Here is a 21,539-nt window from a genome sequence, read left to right on the forward strand (position 1 = left end):
GAACATCGGGCGGCGAACTTCGGTACATCGGCCGAACAACGGCGGCGGCGAAGGTCGGTGAGGACGTAACCCCGACCGTGCGGAGAACGCCATGAGCGACACACTGCTGGACCTCGACGCCACCATCGCCAGGTACGCCACCTTCGCGTTCGACGACACCACCCCGCTGCTCGACGCGGGCCTGGAGTCGCTCGCGCTGCTGCGCCTGGCGGTCGACGTGGCCACCGACGACGACGCCGAGATCGACGCCACCCGGCTCGCCGACCTCAAGACCGTCGCCGACCTCAAGGGCTGGCTCGCCGACCTGATGCCCGCCGCCGGTACGACCGAAGGGGACGCCCGGTGACCACCGACAGCGCCATCGCCCCCGCCGCCACCGAGGCGGCCCAGCTGCCCCTGACCGAGTCGCAGAAGGGTCTGCTCGTCGTCGACGGCATGATCCCGACGCCCGAGATCTACAACCAGACCGGCCGCTTCGACATCGACCCGGCCATCCCCTACGCGACGGTCGTCGACGCCATGCACGGCCTCATCGTCGTGCAGCCCGCGCTGCGGCAGACCTTCGTGCGGCTGCCCGAGGTGCACGCCGTGCTCAACCCGCCGCCGGCCCGCGAGGACCTGCCGCTGGAGCGCGTCGACGCCACCCCGGAGACCTACGAGGACGAGGTCGCGGCCGCCGCCGCCCGGATCGGGCAGGAGCCGTTCGACCTCATCGACGGGCCCTGCTACCGCTTCGCCTACGTGCGCAGCACCGACGGCGCCGAGGCCTGCATCCTGTTTTGCTCGCACCACATCGTCGGCGACGGCGTCTCCATCCAGCCGATCGTGCGCGACCTCGAGGCCGGCCTCACCGGGCAGCGCGGCGGCGACGCCGTCGAGCAGCTTCGGCTGACCCGCGAGAAGGCGTTCGCCCGCGAGCTCAAGGCCCAGAACCGGGTCTCGGCCGGCGACCAGCTCGTCGACCGGGTCAAGGTGTGGGCCGACCGGCTGCGCGAGGTGCCGCCGCTGGTCATCGACCCCCGGCCCAACCGGCCCGCCGAGACCGCGTTCGCCGGCGGCCGCGTCGAGTGGCACCTCAGCGAGGCCGAGAACCAGGCCTTCCGCGACACCTGCAAGCGGCTCAGCGTCAGCCCGTTCGTGCTGTTCACCTCCGTCTACGGCGCCGCCGTCGCCCGGCACGGGGCGGTGCCGACCGTGCTCGTCGGCAGCCCGTTCATGGCCCGGCGCACCGTCGGCGCCTTCGACCTCGTCGGGTTCTTCGTCAACACGCTGCCCGTCACCGTCGACGTCGACTGGTCCCGGCCCTTCGACGAGCACGCGACCGGGCCGGTCCGCGAGTCCGTCGACTTCTGCCGCGCCAACGTCGACATCGCCTTCACCCAGCTCGTCGCGCAGGCCCGGCCCGACCGGACCAACAACCGCAACCCGCTGTTCTCGTGCATGCTCGCCATGCAGGACACCGTCGACGTCCAGCCCGGCGGCGCCGTGCGCGGCGTGCGGGAGCCCGGCAACGGTACCGCCAAGTTCGACCTCTGGCTCGGCTGCACCCCGGTCGACGGCCGCTGGCTGCTCGAGCTCGAGTACGACCGGGAGCTCGTCGCGCCCGCCGTCGCCGACGGGCTGCTCGACTCGATCCGCACCGCGCTGCGCCGCGCCCTCGCCGACGGGTCGCGCCCGCTCGCCGACCTGTTCACCGACTCGTCCGCGGCGGCCAGCCTGCGCGTCGACGGGTACCCCGCGCGGGTCCCGGAGGCGACGCTCACCGAGTGGCTGTCCGCGTCGGCTGAGCGGCACCCCGACACCGTCGCCATCGACGAGCCCGGCGGGCGGATGACCTACCGCGAGCTCGCCGACGCGGTCGAGCGGGCCGCGGGCGGGCTCACCCGGGCCGGTACCGCCGCCGGCGACGTCGTCGGCCTCTGCGTGCGCTCGCTGCGCGAGGTCACCGTCGCGATGCTGGCGATCCTGCGCTGCGGCGCCGCCTACCTCCCGCTGGACAGCTCCCTGCCCGCGGAGCGGCTGGAGTACATGGTCCGCCAGGCCGGCTGCCGGCTGATCGTCGGCGACGGCGGCGACCTGCCCGGCGTAGTCAACCACCCGCTCGCCGAGCTGACCGCGGCCGTCGCCGACGCGGCCAACCACCGCGGGCCCGCCGCGCCGGATGCGGGGCGGCCGGCCTACGTGATGTACACCTCCGGATCGACAGGGCTGCCCAAGGGCGTCCTCATGGGGCAGGGGCCGCTGGCCAACCTGACCGCGTGGCAGATCTCGGCGCTGGAGATGGGCGCGCACACGCGGTTCCTGCAGTACGCGCCGCTCGGCTTCGACGTGTCGTTCCAGGAGATCGTGCCGACCCTCGCCGTCGGCGGGACGATCGTGTCGCGGGAACCGGCCGACCGCCGCGACTTCCCGGCCCTGGTCCGCCGGGTCGCCGAGACCGCCGTCACCCACGTCTACCTGCCCGTCGCCGCGCTGCGGCCGTTCGTGCAGAGCGCGCTGTCGCGCAAGACCCGCTTCCCGGCGCTGCGCTACCTGTGCGTCTCCGGCGAGCAGTTGCTCACCGACCCGGAGATCCGCCGGTTCTTCGAGCTGCACCCGCACTGCGTGCTGGTCAACCTGTACGGGCCGACCGAGACCCACGCCGTCACCACCCACCGGCTGGTCGGCGCCGAGCCGGACTGGCCACTGCACGTGCCGATCGGCCTGCCGATCGCCGGCGTCGCGGCCTACGTCGTCGACGCCACCGGCCACCTCGCCCCGACCGGCGTGCCGGGGGAGCTGTGCCTGGGCGGGGTCTGCCCGGCCGAGGGGTACATCAACGACCCCGAGCGCAGCGCCGCCGGCTTCGTCCCCGACCGCTTCGCCGGCGTCTACGGCGCGGTCATGTACCGCACCGGCGACCTCGTCCTGCGCGACGAGCGCGGCGCGCTGATCTTCCTCGGCCGCGACGACACCCAGGTCAAGATCCGCGGCTACCGGATCGAGCTCGGCGAGATCGAGACGGTCGCCAACGCCCTGCCCGGCGTCCGCCAGGCCGTCGCCGCCGCCCGCGGCACCGGCGCCGACCGCGAGCTGGTGCTGTTCATCCAGCCCGACGGCGCCGACCCGCTCGACGGCGCCGCCGTCAAGGAGCACATCGGCCGGCGGCTGCCCGCCTACATGGTCCCGGCCCACGTCCTGGCCGTCGGCACCGTGCCGACCACCGGCACCGGCAAGACCGACCGCGACGCGCTGCTCGCCCAGGCCGACGACCTGCTCGCGGCGAGCGCCGCCGCCTCGGCCGCCGCGCCGACCGAGTACGCCGACGACCTCGAGCGCGAGCTGGCCGGGATCTGGGACGAGCTGCTCGGCGTCGACGGCATCCCGCCGGACCGCCCGGTACTCGAGTTCGGCGCCCACTCGCTCAACGTCTTCACCGCCCTCGCGCAGGTCCAGCAGCGCTACGGCGTGATGCCGCCGATGGTCGAGTTCTTCCGCTCGCCGACCATCACCACCCTCGCCGGCCTCATCCGGGCCGGGCAGCCGGGCGGGCCGGCGTGACCGCCCTCGGCCGGCTGATCCCGCTCGCCAGGCGGCACGGGCGGCCGCTGTGCGTGATGATCCCCGGCGCCGGGGGCGGGCTCATGCCCTACCTGCGGGTCGCCGCCCACCTCGGCGACACGTACAACGTCACCGCCGTCCGTGCCGCCGGCCTCGTACCCGACGAGGCGCCCGAGGCGTCGGTGCCGAAGATGGCCGCCGGCGTCCTCGACGCCCTCGACGCCGACGGCTTGCAGCCGGACGTGGTCTTCGGGTGGTCGATGGGCGGCACCGTCGCCTGGGAGGTGTGCGCCGACTACGCCGAGCGGGGCCACCACCCCGACCTGGTGATGGTGGACTGCTCCCCGTTCCGGCGGCCCAGCGACCCGGAAGGGGACCAGGAGATCCTCGACCTGATCCTCGGCATGCTTGGCCCGCGGCCCGACCCGCAGACCGCGCAGCGGGTCACCGCCACCTTCGAGGCCCACGCCGTCGCCCTCGACACCTTCGCGACCAGCCGCACCTACCCGGGCCGGGTCCTGCTGCTCGTCTGCGCCGGCCGCAGCGACCTTGACGACCGGCCCGGCCGGGCCGCCGCCCTGCGCCGCTGGCGCGAGCTCGCGCCGGACCTGCAGGTGGGATCCCTCGAGGCGGACCACTTCCGGGTCTTCGACCCGGAGCGGCTGCCCGAGCTGACCGAGCACCTCGGCGCGTTCCTGCGCCCGGCCCGGTCGGAGGTGGCGCCGTGACGGCCCCGGTCGCCGTCGTCACCGGCGGCACCCGTGGCATCGGCCTGGCCCTCAGCGCCCGGCTGGTGAAGCTCGGCTACCGGGTCGTGGCCTGCTTCCGCAGCGACGCGGCGGCCGCGGACGCCGCGGCCGCCGAGCTCGGGCCGCAGTTCGTCACCGTGCCGCTGGACGTGGCTGACGCCGCCGCCGTCGCCGCCGTCGGGGCCCGGCTGGTCCGCCAGTACGGGGCACCGCGGGTCCTGGTCAACAACGCCGGCGTCAACGTCGACCGGCCCTTCCTGTCGATGACCGCCGAGGAGTGGAGCCGGGTCGTCGACGTCAACCTCAGCGGCGCCTTCCACGTCACCCGGGCCTTCGCACCGTCCATGGTGGACGCGGCCGGCGGCGGCGTCATCGTCAACGTCGGCGCCACCACCGGCATCCGGCCCCGGCGCAACGGCGTCAACTACTGCGCCAGCAAGGCGGGGCTGCTGCACCTGACCAAGTGCCTGGCCCTGGAGCTGGCACCCCGGGTCCGCGTCAACGCGCTCATCCCCGGGATGACCGAGACCGACGAGCTCGTCGCCCGCTTCGGGCTCGACGACTGGCGGCGGCGGGAGGCCGTGCTCGCCGAGATCCCGGCGGCGCGGCTCGGCACCACCGAGGACATCGCCGACGGCCTCGAGTACCTCGTCGGCGCCGGCGGCTCGTACCTCACCGGGCAGAAGCTCGTCATCGACGGAGGGCAGTTCATGTGGTAGCCGCCGAGCAGATCGACACGATCGAGACCATGCTGGCGGCCGCCGGCCGGGCCCGGGCCGAGGCGCCCGCGCCCGGCGACGGGCGGTACCTCGCCTACTGCGACGCCCTCGCCGCCGAGCTCGAGCACGGCTGGGACGACGTCATCGCGGCCAACGCCGGCGACCTCGAGCGGGCCCAGGGCCTGCCGGAGACGCTCGTCGACCGCCTGCGGGTCACCCGCCGGCACCTGCCCGGCCTGCTCGACCTCATCGCCCGGGTGCGCCGGGAGCTGCCCGCCTGCACCCGGCCCGGCGACGAGCACCCCGCGCTCGGCCGCTCCCGGGTGCGGCGGGTACCCAAGCCGCTCGGCGTGCTCCTCATGATCTACGAGGCGCGCCCGACCGTCACCGTCGAGGGCGCGCTGCTGCCCGTCGCGGTCGGCAACGCCGTGCTGCTGCGCGGCGGCGGCGAGATCGCCTCCACCAACGCGGCGCTGGCCTCCCTCGCCCGGGCCGCGGCGCGGACGGCCGGGCTGCCCGACGGCATGGTCCAGGTCATCACCGACCCCGACCGGCGGCTGGTCCGCCAGCTCCTGCGCCGCCACGACGCCATCGACGCCGTCATCCCGCGCGGCAGCGCCTCCCTTATCGAGCACTGCCGCACCACGTCGAGCATCCCCGTCATCGCCAGCGGCGGCGGCGCCAACCACCTCTACGTCGACGCCGGCGCCGACCTGACCCTCGCCGCGCGGATCACGCTGGACAGCAAGGTCGCCGAACCGACCGCCTGCAACACCCTCGAGATGGTCCTGGCACACCGGGACGTCGCCGGCGCGTTCGTGGCCGAGCTGGCCCGCCTCGCCGGCGACACGTGCGGGCTGCGCCTGGCCCCCGAGCTGCTCGGCTCCGCTCCGTCAACCGCGGCGGTGGTACCGCTGCAGCCACACGACGACGGCCGCGAGTTCCTCGACGGCACCATCGCCGTGCGCGCCGTCGACGGCCTCGCCGAGGCCGCGGCCCATATCCGCGCCCACGGGTCCCGCCACACCGAGGGCGTCGTCGCCGCCGACCCCGGCGTCGTCGAGGGCTTCCTGTGCGCCGTCGACGCCGCCGCGCTCGTCGTCAACGGATCCCTGCGCCTGCACGACGGACCGACGATGCGGCTCGGCCCGGAACTGTCCATCAGCACCGGGCGCCTGCACGTGCGGGGCCCGGTCGGCCTTGCCGCGCTGCTCACCTACAGCTGGGCGATCGACGGCAACGGCACGCTACGGGAGGAGGAGCGGTGACGGTCACCCAGGCCCGCCGGGCCGAGATCGGCCACGCGGTCAAACGGCTCGTCGTGCGCGAGTCGCGGCTGTCGGTACCACCGGAGCACATCGCCGACGACGAGCCGCTCAACGGCGACCTGCTGCGGGTCAACTCGCTGGGGTTCCTCGGCATGCTCGTGCAGCTCGAGGACGACCTCGACGTCGTCCTGCCCGACAACCTCTTCGTCAACCGCACCTTCACCGTCGTCGCCGACCTCGTCGACGTCGTCGTGGCCGCGGTCGGCGCGGAGACCGACGGTTGCTCGGGGGCGAAGTCATGACCGGGGCCTGGCGCAGCGTGCTGCCGCACCTCGGCCACGAGCTGCCGCCCGACCTCAGCCCGCCCACCGCCACCGGACCCGTCACTGCGCAGGTGCCTCTGGAGCTCATCCGGCACAGCACCTCGCGGCGCGAGTGGTGGCCGGTGCCCGAGGCCGTCGCCGAGCAGTACCGCCGCTACCGGCCCACCCCGCTGTGGCGGGCCACCCGCTTCGAGGCCGAGATCGGCGCCCGGGTGCCGATCTACGTCAAGTACGAGGGCGGCAACGTCTCCGGCAGCCACAAGCTCAACACCGCGCTCGCCCAGGCCCACTACTACAGGGCGGCCGGGGTGCGGGAGCTCGTCACCGGTACCGGCGCCGGGCAGTGGGGCACCGCCCTCGCGGCCGCCTGCGCCGCGTTCGGGCTGTCCTGCGTGGTGTTCATGGTCGGCGGGAGCCTGCGCGACAAGCCCTACCGGGGCAGCCTCATGCGCCTGCTCGGCGCCGAGGTGCACGCCAGCCCCAGCCCGCTCACCGCCATCGGCACCGCGGCGGCCGGCGGGCGGGGCGGCAACAGCCTCGCGCTGGCGATCGGGGAGGCGGTGCAGTACGCCCGCCAGGCCCCCGAGCGCGCCTTTTGCATCGGCAGCGGCGAGACGTACAGCATCCTGCACCAGTCCGTCATCGGCCTCGAGGCGATCGAGCAGCTCGCCGCCCTCGGCGCCGGCGTCGACGCGGTCGTCGGCTGCGTCGGCGCCGGCTCCAACTTCGGCGGCCTCGCCCTGCCGTTCTTCGCCGCCCACCGCGCCGGCGAGCTCGGCGCCGCGCCGCTGCTGCTCGCCGCCGAGTCCAGCGCCACGCCGAAGCTCACCCAGGGCGTCTACGCCTACGACCACACCGACGCCACCGGCAGCGGCCCGATGGAGGCCATGTACACCATCGGCGCGGGCTACTCCATCTCCGCCTCGCACTCGGCCGGGCTGCGCTTTCACGGCGCCGCCAAGCTGCTCTCCGCGATGCGCCACCACGGCCAGATCGACGCGGCCGCCGTCGGGCAGCGCTCGGCGATGCTGGCCGCCCACGCCTTCGCCCGCAGCGAGCTGGTCGTGCCCGCGCCCGAGTCCGGGCACGCGCTCGCCGCCGCCGCCGACGTGGCGACCGGCCGCGACGCCGGCCACCGCGCCGCGCAGGGCGTGCTCGTCTGCGTCAGCGGCCACGGCCTGCTCGACATGACCGCCTACGAGCAACTGCGCGCGGGGGCGGTCGAGGACAGTACCGCCGACGCCGAAGCCCTGCACGCCGCCGTCACCGGCCTGACCCGGGTCGGCACCACCATGGAGGTGAGCCGATGAGCACCGCCACCCTGGCCGAGACCCGCGACCGCACCTGGTCGCCACTGCTCGACGCGGTCCGCGCGCCCGCCCTCGACTGCCTGCAGACCAGCCTGGCCCTGCTCGCCGAGCACCACCACGGCCCGGGCGCGCACCTGGCCCTCGGCGCGCGCAGCGGCTTCGCCGTGCGGTGGGGTCCGCCGCCGAGCCTGGAGACCCCGGCCGCCGCCCGGCTCGCCGAGGCCGCCGCCCTCGCCGGGCTGCACGTCACCGAACGGCGGGAAGGGCTCGACGGCCCCGCCGTGCGCGGGTTCGCGGCCGACGCGGGCGTGCTCTACGTCCTCGCCGACGCGTTCGCGATGCGGTGGACGCCGTACCACGGCCTCGCCCACCTCGAGCACAGCTTCCTGCTCCAGCCCGACGGCGGCCGCTGGAAGGTCATCGACGGCTACCACAACGAGACCGCACGCGGCGTCGCCCGCCCCGGCGTGTGGCGGCTCACCGCCGACGACCTCGACGAGGCCCTGCGCGGCGGCGCGACCGCTCTCACGATCGCCGCCGGCCCGCGCCCGGTGCTCGACCCCGCCGCGATCCTCGCCGCCAACGCCGCCACGTTCGCGGCCGCCGCGGCGGACGTCGAGCGCTACCTCGCCGCCGTCCGCGCCGGCGTCACCGGCCCCGATCCGGTCGCCCCGCTCGACCAGCTCGTCCTCGACGTGTGGCTGGCCGGCCGGGCCCGGCTCCTGCACGCCGCCTGGCTCGCCACCGTGCCCGGCCTCGCCCCCGCGTCCGTCGCGGCGGCCGAGGCGCAGGCCGAGCGGTGGCTGCGGCTGGCCGGCGAGTCCTACGTCGCCCTGCGCCGGGCCCAGCGTGGGGCCGAGATCCCGCTCGCGGTCCTGGACGGCGTCGAGGCGGCCTTGCGCGCCGACGTCACCGTGGCCGCCGAGATCGCGGCCGGCCTCGACCCGGTGCGGACCGCCGTCGAGGCGGCCGTGCGGGCCGTGCTCCAGGTCGACGACGAGACCCTCGCCGCCGCCGCGTCCTTCCGGGACCTGCCGAACTTCAACTCGTTCCGGCTCGTCGACATCGTCGAGCGGGTCGAGTCCCAGCTCGGCGTGGAGCTGGCGGCCGAGGCGCTGACCAGCGCGGCCCTGCACGACCTGACCACCCTGACCGGCGCGTTCAAGACCGCCTTCCAGACCGCCCAGCCGACCGACCGAGAGGCAGACCGATGAGCGGCCCGGCCGTCCTGCCCGACCTGCTCGACCACGCCGTCGCCACCACCGCGGAACGTACCGCGGTCAGCCACGGCGAGGCCACCGCCACCTACGCCGACGTCGGCGCGGCCAGCCGCCGGGTCGCCCGCCGGCTGCTCGCACTCGGCGTCGGGCGCGGCGACCGAGTCGTCATCGCCGCCGCCGCGCACCTCGGGGTGCCGGCGCTGCTGTTCGGCTGCGCCCGCGCCGGCGCCGTCTTCTGCGTCCTCAACGAGCAGGCGCCCGCCGTCGGCTACGCGCACGTCCTCGACGACGCCGAACCCGTCCTGGTCGTCACCGACAACGCCGACGCCCGGCGGCTGGCCGGCGAGCGCGGCATCCCGGTCCTGGGGCCGGACCTCGGCGACGGACCCGAAGATGGTGACGGACCCGGCGACGGCGACCTCCCGGCCGGCCCGCTGCCGGTCGACCCGGTGTGCCTCATCTACACCTCCGGCAGCACCGGCATGCCCAAGGCCGTGGTGTCCACCCACGCGCAGATGGTGTTCGCCGCCACCGCGATCCAGTCCCGGCTGTCCTACCAGCCGGCCGACGTCGTCTACAGCGCGCTGCCGCTGTTCTTCGACTACGGCCTCTACCAGATCCTCCTGGCCACCCTTGCCGGCGCCCGCGTGCACCTCGCCACCGCCGCTGAGGCCGGCGCCGGGCTCCTGGCCGACCTGCACCGCACCGGCGCCACCGTGCTGCCCGCCGTGCCCGGCCTGGCCCGCGGCCTCGCCCGGCTGCTGTCCCGGCCCGGCGCGCGGCCGCCGGCGCTGCGGCTCATGACCAACACCGGCTCGGCGATGCCCGACGCCACCGTCCACGAGCTGCGCCGCGGCATCCCCGGCCTCGGCGTGCAGCTGATGTTCGGGCTCACCGAGTGCAAGCGGACCACCATCATGCCGGTCGACGAGGACCTGCTGCGGCCCGGCTCGGTCGGGCGGGCCCTGCCCGGCTCCGAGGTCTTCGCCGCCGACCCCGACGGCCGCCGCCTGCCGCCCGGCGAGGTCGGCGAGCTCATCGTCCGCGGCCCCAACGTGATGGCCGGGTACTGGCGGCGGCCCGAGCTCACCGCCCAGCGCTTCCCCCGCGCCGACGGGCTCTTCCCGCAGCTACGCACCGGCGACTACGGCTGGGTCGACGAGGACGGCTACCTGTACTTCGCCGGCCGCCGCGACGACCTCTACAAGTCGCACGGCTTCCGGGTCAGCGCCACCGAGGTCGAGGCGGCCGCGCAACGGGTCGCCGGCGTCGACGCGGCCGCGGTCCTGCCGCCCGGCGCCGAGCGCGCCGAGGCGACCCTCTTCGCCGTCACCCGGCTCGCCGCCCACGAGGTCCTCGACCGGCTCCGGCTGGAGCTGGAGGCGTTCAAGGTGCCCGACACGTGCGTCGTGGTCGCCGAGCTGCCGCTCACCCCCAACGGCAAGATCGACCGGGCCGGGCTGACCCGGGTGCTGGCCGGCGGCAGCCATGTCTGAGCTGCCGACGCCCGCCTACGTCTACGAGCTCGACGAGGTGCGGCGCGCGCACGCGGAGCTGGCGTCCGAACTGCCGGCGCCGTCGCGGCTGTACTACTCGCTCAAGGCTAATCCGCACCCGGCGATCGTCGCGGCGCTGCGGGCCGAGGGCTGCCACGCGGAGGTGTGCTCGCCTGGGGAGCTGGCCGCCGCGCTGTCGGCTGGGGTCGATCCCGCGCAGATGCTGTACACCGGACCGGGCAAGCGCGACGCGGACGTCCAAGCGGCCGTGAAGGCCGGCGTCACCTGGGTCTCGGTCGACTCGCCGGAGGGCCTGGACCAGGTCGACCGGGTCGCGCGGGACCTCGGCGTCGTCGCCCGGTGCCTGCTGCGGGTCAACGACACCACGCCGGTGCCGGGCATGGGCCTCACCATGACCGGGGTCGCGTCGCAGTTCGGCGCCGACGCCGACTGGATCCGCGCCGCGCCGGAGCGCTTCGCCGCCCGCCCCAACGCCCGCCTCGCCGGCCTGCACCTCTACATGGGCACCAACCTCACCGACGAGGCCGCCCTCGTCGCGCAGCTTCGCCAGTCCATCGCCACCGCCCGCGACCTCGCCTTCCTGTGCGGCGACGAGCTCGAGGTGATCGACCTCGGCGGCGGCTTCGCGGCGCCCTACGCGCGGGCCGGCCGGCCGCCGCGCTACCCGGGCCTCGCCGCCGCGGTCACCGCCGCGCTCGACGACGCGTTCGCGGGTTGGCGCGGCGGGCACCCGCACATCGCCTTCGAGTCCGGCCGCCGCCTGGTCGCCACCGCCGGCAGCCTCCTCACCCGCGTCCTGGACGTCAAGCGCTCCCGCGACCAGCACGTGCTGGTCCTCGAGTCCGGCATCAACCACCTCGGCGGCATGTCCGGCCTGCGCCGCCTGCCGCCGATCGTGCCCGCCCTGCACGCCCCCGGCGCGGGCGGCGAGACTGACGGCCCGGCCATCGTCGCCGGCCCGCTGTGCACGCCGCTGGACGCGTGGGCCCGCGGCGCCACCGTGCCCCGGCTGCGCGCCGGCGACCTCGTGCGGGTCCCCAACGTCGGCGCCTACGGCCTCACCGCCAGCCTGCTCGCCTTCCTCGGCCACCCCGCACCGGCCGAGGTCGTCCTCGACGGCGGCCGGATCGTGCATGCCTCGACGCTCACTCTGCACCGCACCCATCTCGACCTCGGACAGGAGCACCGCTGATGACCAGCCTGGACAGCTCGTTCACCGCCATGCTGCGGCCGTTCCTCAAGTACACCGGCCAGGAGGACCTCACCCCCGACGCGCGCCTGCGCGACCTCGGCCTCGACTCGATGCAGGCGATCGAGCTGCTGTTCTGCATCGAGGACGAGTTCGGGGTGACGCTGCCCGACGACAAGCTCGTCGACGCCACCTTCGAGACCGCCGGCGCGCTGTGGAGCGCGATCGACGAGCTGCGCCCAGCCGTCCGGGAGGCGTCATGAGCGGTCCGGAGCGCAGCGGACGCAAGCTCGTGCGGCCGGAGGAGCGAAGCGGGGGAGGTCGCATGAGCCCGCTCACCGACGTGCTCGCCGTCGTCGCCGAGCACGCCCGCCGCACCGACGACGAGGCCGCGTTCCCCGTCGAGGCGCTCGAGGCACTGCGCGGCAGCGGCCTGCTCGGGCTCATGGTCCCGGCCGCCGACGGCGGGGGCGGGGGCTCGCTGGCCGATCTCGTCGACGTCACCGCCCGCATCGCCCGCGTCGACCTGTCCGCCGCGATGGTGTTCGCCATGCACTGCCAGCAGGTGCTCACGATCGTGCGGTACGCCACCGGGCCGCTGCGCGACGAGCTGCTGCCCGCGCTCGGCCGCGGCGAGCTCTACCTGGCCTCCGTCACCACCGAGCGCGGCAAGGGCGGGCACCTGCTGGCCTCGGAGTCCCCGGTCGAGACTGGCGGCAACCAGCTGCACCTGGACCGCGACGCGCCGATCGTCACCGGCGGCACCCACGCCGACGGCTTCCTCATCACCACCCTCGCCCCGAAGGCCACCTCGCCGCACCAGGTGTCGCTCGTCTACGCCTGGCGTGACCAGCTCAAGGTCGAGACCCACGGCAGCTGGAACCCGCTCGGCATGCGCGCCACCCACAGCCTGCCGATGCGGCTCATCGGGTCGGTGCCGACGCACCACGTGGTCGGGCCCGAGGGCGGCTTCCGCGGCATGGTGGCGGAGTGCTTCGGGCCGGTCGCGCACCTCGGCTGGGCGGCGTGCTGGCTCGGGACCGCGGCCGGGGCGTTGTCGCGGGTACTGCGGTTCATGCGCAGCGCGGACGGCCGGCGCCGGTTCAACACCCAGTCGGAGCTGCTGCTCGTCCGGCTCGCCCGGGTGCGGGGGGAGCTGGACGCGGTACACGCGCTGCTGTCGCACACCGTCGCCGCCCTGGACACCGCGCCCGACGTCACCGCCGCCCCCGTGCAGTTGCTCGTCAACACCCTCAAGGTGCAGGCCGCCGAGCGGTGCTTCGGGGCGGTGAACGAGCTCGTCGAGCTCGTCGGGTTGCAGCACGGGTACCTCCGCGACTCGCCCCTGTTCCTCGAGCGCGCCCTGCGCGACCTTCGATCGGCCACGCTTAACTACGGCAACGACCGGCTCAACCTCGTCAACGGCGCCCTGGCGCTGCTCGACCAGGAGGTGCGCCTTGGCTGAGCCGACGCCCGCCCGCGCGGTCTGGGCCAAGCTGGGCCGCTCCGGGGCGATCTCGGGCCTGTACCCGGACGGCCGGCCCGCGCCGGACCCGGCCCGCCTCGGCGCGCTGCTGGCGGCGCTCGACGGCCGCCACCCGCTCGGCGTCGTGCTCGCCGTCTGCGTCCAGGCCGCCACCGCCCTGCCGCTGCTGCGCGAGCACCGCGGCGACGGCCCGATCGCCGCCGCGCGCCGGTCCGCCGAGCGGGGCGAGTCGATGCTGGCGCTCGCCGTCACCGACGCGGGCGCCTCCGGGTCCGACCTCATGGCCGCGACCACGACCGCCCGGATCAGCGGCGACGAGGTCGTCCTCGACGGCGTGAAGTCTTGGATCACCAACGCCCGCACCGCCGACCACGCCGTCGTGCTGGCCCGGCACCGGCCCCAGCCGCACTTCACCAGCTTCGTCCTCGTCCTGGTCCCGACCGCACTGCCGGGCGTCAAGGCCGAGTCCGCCGGCGGCGACCTGTTCGCCGGCGCCGGCGTCGGCCACCTGCACCTCGACGGCGTCACCGTCGGCCGGGACCACGTCATCGGCTCGCCCGGTCGCGGCCTGCCGCTCTTCGCCCGGCACGTCGCCACCGAACGGCTCGCCGGCGCGCAGTGGGCCACCGCCATCGCCCGCCGCGTCCTGGCCGACACCCACCGCCGGCTCGTCGCCCGCGGCCTGTGGGCCAACGACGCCGTCCGGGCCCGCCTCGCCTGGGCCCTGGTGGACCTGCGCCGCATCGAGGCGACGGCCGCCGCCCACGACGCGGGCGGCCGCGACGCGCTGCTGTCGAGCATGCTGCTCAAGGCCGCCACCGCGCAGAGCCTCGAGCGCGTCCTCGGCGAGTGCGTGCAGCTTCAGGGCGCCGACGCGTTCGGCGACGGCGGCCCGGCGCGGCTGCGCACCGAGGCCGCCATGTTCGGCATCGCCGGCGGCGCGAGCGGCGCCATGCTCGCCGGCATCGCCGACCACGCCGCCGACCTGCTCGGCGGCCCGCGGTGAGGCCGGGCGCGGTCATCGAGGTCGGCGACGTCGTCCATGCGGTGCTGGCGACCTACGACGAGGACGCCGGCGGATCGCCCGGGCAGCACCGCGACCGTGAGCACGCGGCCGTCCGGCAGTTGCTGGCGTGGCTGCTCGCCCGCCTCGGCGCCCGTCCGGCCCGGGTGGAGACGCATTCCAGCGGGCGGCCGTTCCTGCCCGACCGGCCGGAGCTCGGCGTCAGCCTCTCGCACTCCGGGCCGTGGCTCGCCGCCGCGGTCGGCACCGGCTGCGACGTCGGCGTCGACGTCCAGCGCCCGGAGCCCGTCCCGGCGGGCCTGCTGCGCCGCTGCTGCGACCCGCCGGCCCGGGCGGCCCTGACCGCCCTGCCCGACGCGGACCGCGACCTCGAGTTCGCGTGGATCTGGTCGGTGCAGGAGGCGTGTGTCAAGGCCACCGGCGACGGCCTCGCCGGACGGCCCTGGACCGTGCCCGTCGCGCTCGGCCAGGACCGCGGCGAGTGGGAGGGCGTGCGCTGGCGGGCCTTGCGCGAGCGCGGCCGGCCCCCGCTGAGCTGCGCCTACCGCCCGCGCCGACCGGCGGCGGTGGCGTCGTGAGCACCCGCCGGCACGCCCGGTTCGCCGGGCTCAGCTGCTACACCGCCAACCTCGCCGCCTACCTGGACGCCGAGGTGCCCGACGTCGGGGCCGCGCTGGCCCGCTCGGTGCGGCTCGCCGTGCGCGCCGAACCCGCCGGCGGGCTCGCCTTCTCCCACCACAACACGCCGCTGGACCGCGTCGGCGACGGCACCGTGCTGCGGTACGCCACGCTGCCGCACCGCGCCGCGCTCGTCGGGCTCGCCGACGAGCTCAGCCGCCGCGGCCGGGTCCTGCTCGTCACCGACGGCTCGCGGCTGCCGTGGTCGCCGTCGCGGCACCGGGGCACCGCCGCGCCGCACTGGCTGCTCGTCACCGGCCGCCGCGGCGACGCCTGGCACGTGCTCGACGCGTTCGCCGGCCTGCTGCCCGGCGGCGAGCAGCGCCCCTACACCGGGTGGCTGTCCACCGCCGGGCTCACCCGCGCGGCGGCGCTGCCGGAGGCGTGGACGGCCGAGCAGCACATGCGCGACGCGATGGCCTTCGGGCACCCGGTGGTCCCGCCGGCGCTGCTCGGGCCGCTGTGGCTGCGCCGCGAGGCCGAGCCCGGGCCGCCCGCACCGCTCGGCGGCGACTGGATCGCCGGCGACGCGGAGGCGCTGCCGTTCCTCGCCGAGCGGTTCGTCGAGGCGCCCGAGCGGGCCGCCCGGCACCTCGACGACGTTTGGACGGCGGCGATGCACCGGATGTTCCGGTACCGCTGGCTGCTGACCCGTCCGGAGCTGCCCGCCGCCCGCCGCGACCGCCTGACCGCCGCGCACGCCGCCTGGGAGCAACTGCCCAGCGCGTTGCGCTTCGCCGTCGACTCCGCCCGCCGCGGCCGACCCCGGCCCAGCCTGGTCCGCCAGACCTTCACCAACCTGCTCGACGTCGACCCCGGCGAGGAAGAGCTCCTCACCGCCACGCGAAGGGAAGCCCCATGACCACGAAAAGCCTCTACCGGTGGTTCGCCGACTCCGCCGATCGCAACCCCGACGCGACCGCCCTCGAGGTCGCCGACCGCAGCATCACGTACGGCGAGCTGCGCACCGCCGCCGAGCGCATGGCCGCCCGGGTGCTCGCCGCCACCGGCCGCCGCCCGAGCCGGGTCGGCCTGCTCACCTCCCGCAGCCTGCCGACCTACATCAGCTACCTGGCGATCCAGCGCCTCGGCGCGGCGGTCGTGCCGCTCAACGTCGGCGCGCCTGTCGCCCGCAACCTCGACATCAGCAAGGCCGCGGGGCTGGACCTCACCATCGTCGACGACACTTCCGGCGAGCAGCGGCCCGAGTACCCGCAGCAGGCCGGCATCCCGATCCTGGACCTCTCCGGCGGCGCCTGGAAGGCCGTGCTCGAGGACAGCGGCGCCGAGCCGCCGCGGCTGCCCGACCTGGCCACCGGCAGCGAGACGGCGTACATCATCTTCACCTCCGGCTCCACCGGTCGGCCCAAGGGCGTCCCGACCACCCACGAGAACGTCTCGGCGCTGCTCGGCGACATGATCCCGCGCTTCGGGTTCAGCCCTGACTGCCGCGTCTCGCAGGCCTTCGAGCTGTTCTTCGACGGCTCGATCGCCGAGCTGTTCGCCACCTGGGGCGTCGGCGCGACGCTGTGCGTGGCCCAGCACGGCGACGTGTTCGCGCCGGTCCGCTTCGTCAACGAGAAGCGGCTCACGCACTGGATGTCGGTGCCGTCGATCATCTCCTTCGCCAAGCGCCTGCGGGCCCTGGCGCCGGGGAGCATGCCGAGCCTGCGCCGGGCCATGTTCGGCGGCGAGCAGCTCACCGTCGAGCAGGTCGAGGCGTGGGGCGTCGCCGCGCCCAACGCCGTCATCGACAACTGCTTCGGCCCGACCGAGCTGACCGTCATCTGCACCGCGTTCGCCGTCCCCGCCGACCGCGGCGACTGGGCCGCCACCTCCAACCGCTCGATCCCGGTCGGCGAGGTGTTCCCGCACCTGGAGCACGTGCTGCTCGACGACGACCTCAACGTCGTGGACTCCGGCGAGCTGTGCGTGCGCGGCCCGCAGCGCTTCCCCGGCTACCTCGACCCGTCGGAGAACGCCGGCCGCTTCGTCAGCGTCGACGGCCCGGTCGCCCGCCTCTACGACGGCTCCGGGCCGCTGACCGCCGAGCACTACTACCGCACTGGCGACCGGCTGCGCCGCGAGGACGGCCAGCTCGTCCACCTGGGCCGCATCGACGACCAGGTCAAGGTCCGCGGCAACCGCATCGAGCTCGGCGAGGTCGAGTCGGTCCTGCGCCGGCACCCGGCCATCGCCCAGGTCGTCGTGCTCACCGTCACCGCCGCCGACGGCGAGCTCGACCTGCACGCCGTCTACGCCGGCGACCCGCTCGGCGACGACGTCTTCGCGCACCTCGTCGCTGACCTGCCGATCTACATGCGCCCGCGCGGCTACCACCGCCGCGACACCATCCCGCTCGCGCCCAACGGCAAGGTCGACCGCAAGGGCCTGACCGCCGACATCACCGCGCTCGTTAGCTGAGAGAGGAGCGACCCCGACATGACCGTCGACACTGTCCGGGACCTGGACCGCGCCGCGGAACGGGTCCCGGCCAGCGCCATGATGGAGGCGCTGTGGTGGCTGCACCACCGCGCCAAGAACCAGTCCGTCTACAACCTGACCTGGCGGATGTCCTGCGACCGGCCGCTGGACCGCCCGGCCCTGGCCGCCGCGTGGCAGGCCGTCGCCGAGCGGCACGAGGCCATGCGCGGCAGCCTGCACCAGGGCGACGGCCGGATCCTGCTCGAGGTCGCCGACTCGGTCGAGCTGCCGCTGCAGTGGGTCGACGTCGACGACCCCGGCGACGTGCCCGCCGACGACCTGCTGCGGCTCATCGCCGAGGAGGTCCAGGAGCGGCCGATCGCGCTGGACACCGCGCCGCTGGCCCGGGTCACCGCCGTGCGCGTCGGCGACCGCCACGAGCTGCTGCTCACCATCCACCACGCCGTCGTCGACGGCTGGGGCGTGCAGCGGCTCGTCGGCGAGCTGTCCGAGGCCTACGCCACCGCCACCGGCGGCGGGACGCTGACCTTCGACGGCGAGCCGGTGTCGCTGCGCGAGTACGTCCGCGACGCCGAGGCGGCCCGCACCGACGGGCGCTGGGCGGCGAGCATCGACTACTGGCGCAAGACCCTCGACGGCGCGGCCACCACCACGCTGATCGCCGACCACGGCCGCACCATCGGCGCCGGCGGCGCGGGCGCGATGGTCCGCTTCGAGGTCAGCCCGGAGGCGGCCGAGGCCGTCACGACGCTGTCGAAGCAGTACTTCACCACCCCGTTCGTCGTCTTCCTGGCCTCCCTGCAGGCCGCCCTCGCCCTCGGCGGCAACGGCCCGGACGTCTGCACCGGCGTCGCCACCGCCAACCGGATGACCGAGCGGGAGCAGGGCCTCGTCGGCTACGTCGCCAACCTGGTGCTGGCCCGCACGCAGGTGTCCGCCGAGGACACCTTCGGCGCCGTGGTCGAGCGGACCCGCGACACCGTCTGGGGCATGCTCGCCCACCAGACGGTGCCGTTCTCGCTCGTCTTCGGCGCCCTCGACCCCGAGGCGCAGCTACGGCTGCGCGACGCCATCCCGATCATCCTCACCCACCTCGGCCCGATCGGGAACGGCCTCACCCTCGGCGACGTGCGGATGCGGATGCTGCGCGCCCCCAACCGGGCGGCCCGCACCGACCTCGGCATCGGCGTCCTCGACGTCGACGGCGGCTACCTGCTCGACTGCGAGTACGCCACCGGCCGCTACGACCGCCAGACCCCGCTGCGGCTGCTGCACGACATGGACACCGTCCTGGCCGCCGGCGGCGCCGACCCGGGCGTGCGGCTGTCCACCCTGGACATCAGCTCGAAGTCCGGACCCGCCCACGTCGACCACGCGCCCGCCGCACCCACCGGCGGGCCGACCGGCACCTCCGCGCTGCCCCGCTCGGCGGCGATGGACGAGGTCCGGCGGGCCTGGACCGACGTCCTCGGCACCGAGCCGGCCGGTCCGGACGAGGACTTCTTCGCCACCGGCGGCCGATCCCTCAAGGTCGTGCAGCTCATGTCGGCGATCGAGGAGGCGACCGGGGTGCGGCTCGACGTGCCGCGCTGGCTCACCGACCCGACCCCGCAGCGGGCCGCCGAGCAGGTCGCGGGCGGCCTCGGCAGCGGCGCCGACACCACGGTGGTCGAGGTCCGCGGCGGCGACGGGCCGCACGTGCACCTCATCCCCGGGGCCGGCGGCAGCGCCCAGGACTACCGCGCCCTCATCGCGGCGCTGCCCGGGCACTGGCGGGTCACCCAGTCCCAGGAGCGCGGCCCGCTGCCCGACGTGCCCGCGATGGCCGCGGCGTTCCAGGCCGACCTCGACGCCGCCGACGCCCGCCCGGACCTGCTCGTCGGCTGGTCGATGGGCGGCCAGATCGCCTACGAGATGGCCGCCCGGCTCGGCGCCGCCGCCCCGCCGGTGGCCGTGCTCGACGCCACCCCGCCGCTCGGCTACGAGGTCGGCGAGGAGGGCGACGAGCTGGTGCACACCACGTTCGCCGGCCTCATGGCGGCGGCCGTCGGCGCCCGCCTCGACGGCGGCCCGGCCCGCACCTCGCCCGGCGACCCGGAGCTGGCCATGCGGGCCCTCGCCGCGCAGCTAACCGCGGCGACGGGGGAGCGGGTCTCCTCGGTGATGCTGACCGAGCGCTGGGCGACCTTCCGCCGGCACACGGCGGCGGTGGCGTCCTACGTCAGCGACGCCGACGTCCCCGCGCCCGCCCTCGTCGTCGGCGCCGACCTCGCCGACTACCAGCTCGAACAGTGGGCGGAGCGGTTCTCCGCCGCGCCGGACGTGCTGCGCGTCGACGCCGACCACCACGGAACGCTCCGCGAGCCGGCCGCGTCGCACATCGCGGCGGCGATCGTCCGGCTCCAGGAGCGCGCGGCCGCACGGTAGCCCCGCCCACAACACGAAGCCGCCGGCCGCGAACGCGACCGGCGGCTTCGTCGTGCGGGCCTCAGGCGGTGGCGAGCTCCTCGGTCAGCTCCGCGCCCAGGCGCCGCCGGTCGGTCTTGCCGTTGAGGTTGACCGGCAGCTCCGCGCGGAAGTGGAACCGCTTCGGGCGCATGTACCACGGCAGGTCGCGCACCAGCTCGGTCAGCTCCGCCTCGGGCACCGGGTCGCCGGTGTGGACCGCGTGCAGCACCGTCTCGCCGCCATCCGCCGCCCGGCCGAGCACCACGACCTCGGCCACCGACGGGTGCCGCCGCAGCGCCGTCTCGATCTCGCCGAGCTCGATGCGATATCCGGAGATCTTGATCTGATCGTCGAGGCGCCCCAGGTGTACCATCTGCCCGCCCTCGATCCGCACCCGATCACCGGTGCGGTACCAGATGTCCGAACCAGGCCGCCCCTCGTGCGCCCGCGTCACCCCACCGGCGTGGCGCAGGAAGCGGTCCGCGTCGTGCGCCGGGTCGACGTACCCGCCGAAGCGCTGCGGCCCGCGCACGCACAGCTCGCCGTCGCGGGTGGCGCGCCCGTCCGCGTCGAGCAGGACCGCCTCCAGGTGCGGGTACGGCTCGCCGATCGGCACCGTCCCGTTGGACGTCTCCGGCCAGGCGCCCCGGTCGGCCGGCAGCCGGTAGCCGACGCAGGTGACGGTCAGCTCCGTCGGCCCGTACAGGTTCTCCAGCGTGCTGCCCGGCGCCGCGTCGGCCCACGACCGCGCCTGCTCCAGGGTCAGTTGCTCGCCGGCGAAGAGGCTCCACCGCAGCCCGGGCATCGCGCCGGGGCGCAGTCCCCGCAGCCGCCGGGCCAGCGACACCACCGACGGCACCGAGTACCAGTGGGTGATGCCGGCGTCGGCGACGAACCGGGCCGGCGCGAGGACCTCGTCGGCCTGCGGCACCACGAGCGTGCCGCCCGAGCACCAGGCGACGAACATGTCGAAGACCGACGGGTCGAAGGTGAGCTCGAACGCCTGCGAGAAGCGGCTGCCGGGCCCGGCCTCGTAGCGGTCGATGCACCAGGCGAGGTACGCGGCGAGGTTGCGGTGCCGGATCGGCACGCCCTTGGGCTCGCCGGTCGAGCCGGACGTGAAGAGCGTGTAGGCGCCGGCGTCCGGGTCGGCCGGGAGCGGCCCGTCCCACGGGGTGCCGCCGAGCGGGTCGGTCCAGTCCTCGGTCAGCGGCACCGCCGCGGCGGTGCCGGCGGCGACGGCGGCCACCTGCTCCGCGCCGTCGTCGTCGGCGACCACGACGTCCACATCGGACAGCTCGCTCATGCGGCGGTTACGGGCGGCCGGGAAGCGCGGGTTCAGCGGCACCACGACCGCGCCGCAGCGCAGTGCCGCGAGGTAGCCGGTGTAGGCGGCGAGGCTGCGGCTGGCGAGCAGGCCCACGGCCCGCGGCGCCTGGCCCCCGGCCGCCGCCACGAGCCGCCCGGCCAGGCGCTCGGCCAGGTCCAGTAGCTGCGCGTAGGTCAGCCGGGCCCCTCGCACCTCGAGCGCGGACTGGAGTGGATGTGTGCGGGCACACTCGCTTACCCACGTATACAAGGTGCCGGTCGGGTTGATGAACTGAGCCACGTTCGACGCTCCTC

At 75.4% G+C, this 21,539-nt stretch carries 18 protein-coding genes; 17 read left to right on the forward strand and 1 reads right to left on the reverse strand.

The window, feature by feature from the left end; translation table 11 throughout:
- The first annotated feature begins 91 nt into the window (after positions 1-91).
- The 17 genes from Drose_RS15970 to Drose_RS16055 all read left to right on the forward strand — a co-directional run bounded on the left by Drose_RS15970 (position 92) and on the right by Drose_RS16055 (position 19,895).
- Positions 92-346: an acyl carrier protein gene (locus Drose_RS15970; RefSeq protein WP_260728987.1), complete on the forward strand. Its 255-nt coding sequence runs from the start codon at positions 92-94 to the stop codon at positions 344-346.
- Positions 343-3,540, forward strand: a complete 3,198-nt coding sequence (locus Drose_RS15975) for a non-ribosomal peptide synthetase (protein WP_260728988.1) — start codon at positions 343-345, stop codon at positions 3,538-3,540. The genes Drose_RS15970 and Drose_RS15975 overlap by 4 nt, the downstream gene beginning before the upstream one ends.
- Positions 3,537-4,268: an alpha/beta fold hydrolase gene (locus tag Drose_RS15980; protein ID WP_260728989.1), complete on the forward strand. Its 732-nt coding sequence runs from the start codon at positions 3,537-3,539 to the stop codon at positions 4,266-4,268. Before Drose_RS15975 ends, Drose_RS15980 begins: the two co-directional genes overlap by 4 nt.
- Positions 4,265-5,008 (forward strand): SDR family NAD(P)-dependent oxidoreductase, encoded by a 744-nt coding sequence (locus tag Drose_RS15985; RefSeq protein WP_260728990.1) that lies wholly within the window; start codon positions 4,265-4,267, stop codon positions 5,006-5,008. The genes Drose_RS15980 and Drose_RS15985 overlap by 4 nt, the downstream gene beginning before the upstream one ends.
- Positions 5,002-6,276 (forward strand): glutamate-5-semialdehyde dehydrogenase, encoded by a 1,275-nt coding sequence (locus Drose_RS15990; protein ID WP_260728991.1) that lies wholly within the window; start codon positions 5,002-5,004, stop codon positions 6,274-6,276. Before Drose_RS15985 ends, Drose_RS15990 begins: the two co-directional genes overlap by 7 nt.
- Positions 6,273-6,578 carry an acyl carrier protein gene (locus Drose_RS15995; protein WP_260728992.1) on the forward strand — a complete coding sequence of 102 codons (306 nt, stop codon included), beginning with the start codon at positions 6,273-6,275 and terminating at the stop codon, positions 6,576-6,578. Before Drose_RS15990 ends, Drose_RS15995 begins: the two co-directional genes overlap by 4 nt.
- Positions 6,575-7,909 (forward strand): TrpB-like pyridoxal phosphate-dependent enzyme, encoded by a 1,335-nt coding sequence (locus Drose_RS16000; RefSeq protein ID WP_260728993.1) that lies wholly within the window; start codon positions 6,575-6,577, stop codon positions 7,907-7,909. The genes Drose_RS15995 and Drose_RS16000 overlap by 4 nt, the downstream gene beginning before the upstream one ends.
- The gene (locus Drose_RS16005) at positions 7,906-9,123 is read left to right on the forward strand and encodes an acyl carrier protein (RefSeq protein WP_260728994.1); all 1,218 of its coding nucleotides are present in this window, start codon (positions 7,906-7,908) and stop codon (positions 9,121-9,123) included. Before Drose_RS16000 ends, Drose_RS16005 begins: the two co-directional genes overlap by 4 nt.
- Positions 9,120-10,625 (forward strand): class I adenylate-forming enzyme family protein, encoded by a 1,506-nt coding sequence (locus Drose_RS16010; RefSeq protein WP_260728995.1) that lies wholly within the window; start codon positions 9,120-9,122, stop codon positions 10,623-10,625. Before Drose_RS16005 ends, Drose_RS16010 begins: the two co-directional genes overlap by 4 nt.
- Complete coding sequence (locus Drose_RS16015) at positions 10,618-11,838, forward strand: type III PLP-dependent enzyme domain-containing protein (protein ID WP_343868475.1); 1,221 nt, start codon at positions 10,618-10,620, stop codon at positions 11,836-11,838. Before Drose_RS16010 ends, Drose_RS16015 begins: the two co-directional genes overlap by 8 nt.
- On the forward strand, positions 11,838-12,098 hold the full coding sequence (locus Drose_RS16025; RefSeq protein WP_260728996.1) for an acyl carrier protein: 261 nt from the start codon (positions 11,838-11,840) through the stop codon (positions 12,096-12,098). The genes Drose_RS16015 and Drose_RS16025 overlap by 1 nt, the downstream gene beginning before the upstream one ends.
- A 62-nt stretch (positions 12,099-12,160) precedes the next feature.
- On the forward strand, positions 12,161-13,300 hold the full coding sequence (locus tag Drose_RS16030) for an acyl-CoA dehydrogenase family protein (protein WP_260728997.1): 1,140 nt from the start codon (positions 12,161-12,163) through the stop codon (positions 13,298-13,300).
- On the forward strand, positions 13,293-14,327 hold the full coding sequence (locus Drose_RS16035; protein ID WP_260728998.1) for an acyl-CoA dehydrogenase family protein: 1,035 nt from the start codon (positions 13,293-13,295) through the stop codon (positions 14,325-14,327). The genes Drose_RS16030 and Drose_RS16035 overlap by 8 nt, the downstream gene beginning before the upstream one ends.
- Positions 14,324-14,923: a 4'-phosphopantetheinyl transferase family protein gene (locus Drose_RS16040; RefSeq protein ID WP_260728999.1), complete on the forward strand. Its 600-nt coding sequence runs from the start codon at positions 14,324-14,326 to the stop codon at positions 14,921-14,923. Before Drose_RS16035 ends, Drose_RS16040 begins: the two co-directional genes overlap by 4 nt.
- Positions 14,920-15,885: a hypothetical protein gene (locus Drose_RS16045; protein ID WP_260729000.1), complete on the forward strand. Its 966-nt coding sequence runs from the start codon at positions 14,920-14,922 to the stop codon at positions 15,883-15,885. The genes Drose_RS16040 and Drose_RS16045 overlap by 4 nt, the downstream gene beginning before the upstream one ends.
- Positions 15,882-17,447: an AMP-binding protein gene (locus tag Drose_RS16050; RefSeq protein ID WP_260729001.1), complete on the forward strand. Its 1,566-nt coding sequence runs from the start codon at positions 15,882-15,884 to the stop codon at positions 17,445-17,447. Before Drose_RS16045 ends, Drose_RS16050 begins: the two co-directional genes overlap by 4 nt.
- An 18-nt stretch (positions 17,448-17,465) precedes the next feature.
- Positions 17,466-19,895: a condensation domain-containing protein gene (locus Drose_RS16055; RefSeq protein WP_260729002.1), complete on the forward strand. Its 2,430-nt coding sequence runs from the start codon at positions 17,466-17,468 to the stop codon at positions 19,893-19,895.
- 61 nt (positions 19,896-19,956) lie between these two features.
- Here Drose_RS16055 and Drose_RS16060 read toward each other — a convergent pair whose 3' ends face one another.
- Positions 19,957-21,525, reverse strand: a complete 1,569-nt coding sequence (locus Drose_RS16060) for an amino acid adenylation domain-containing protein (RefSeq protein WP_260729003.1) — start codon at positions 21,523-21,525, stop codon at positions 19,957-19,959.
- Positions 21,526-21,539 lie beyond the last annotated feature (14 nt).

It is taken from the genome of Dactylosporangium roseum, assembly GCF_025264685.1.
Lineage (GTDB): Bacteria > Actinomycetota > Actinomycetes > Mycobacteriales > Micromonosporaceae > Dactylosporangium > Dactylosporangium roseum.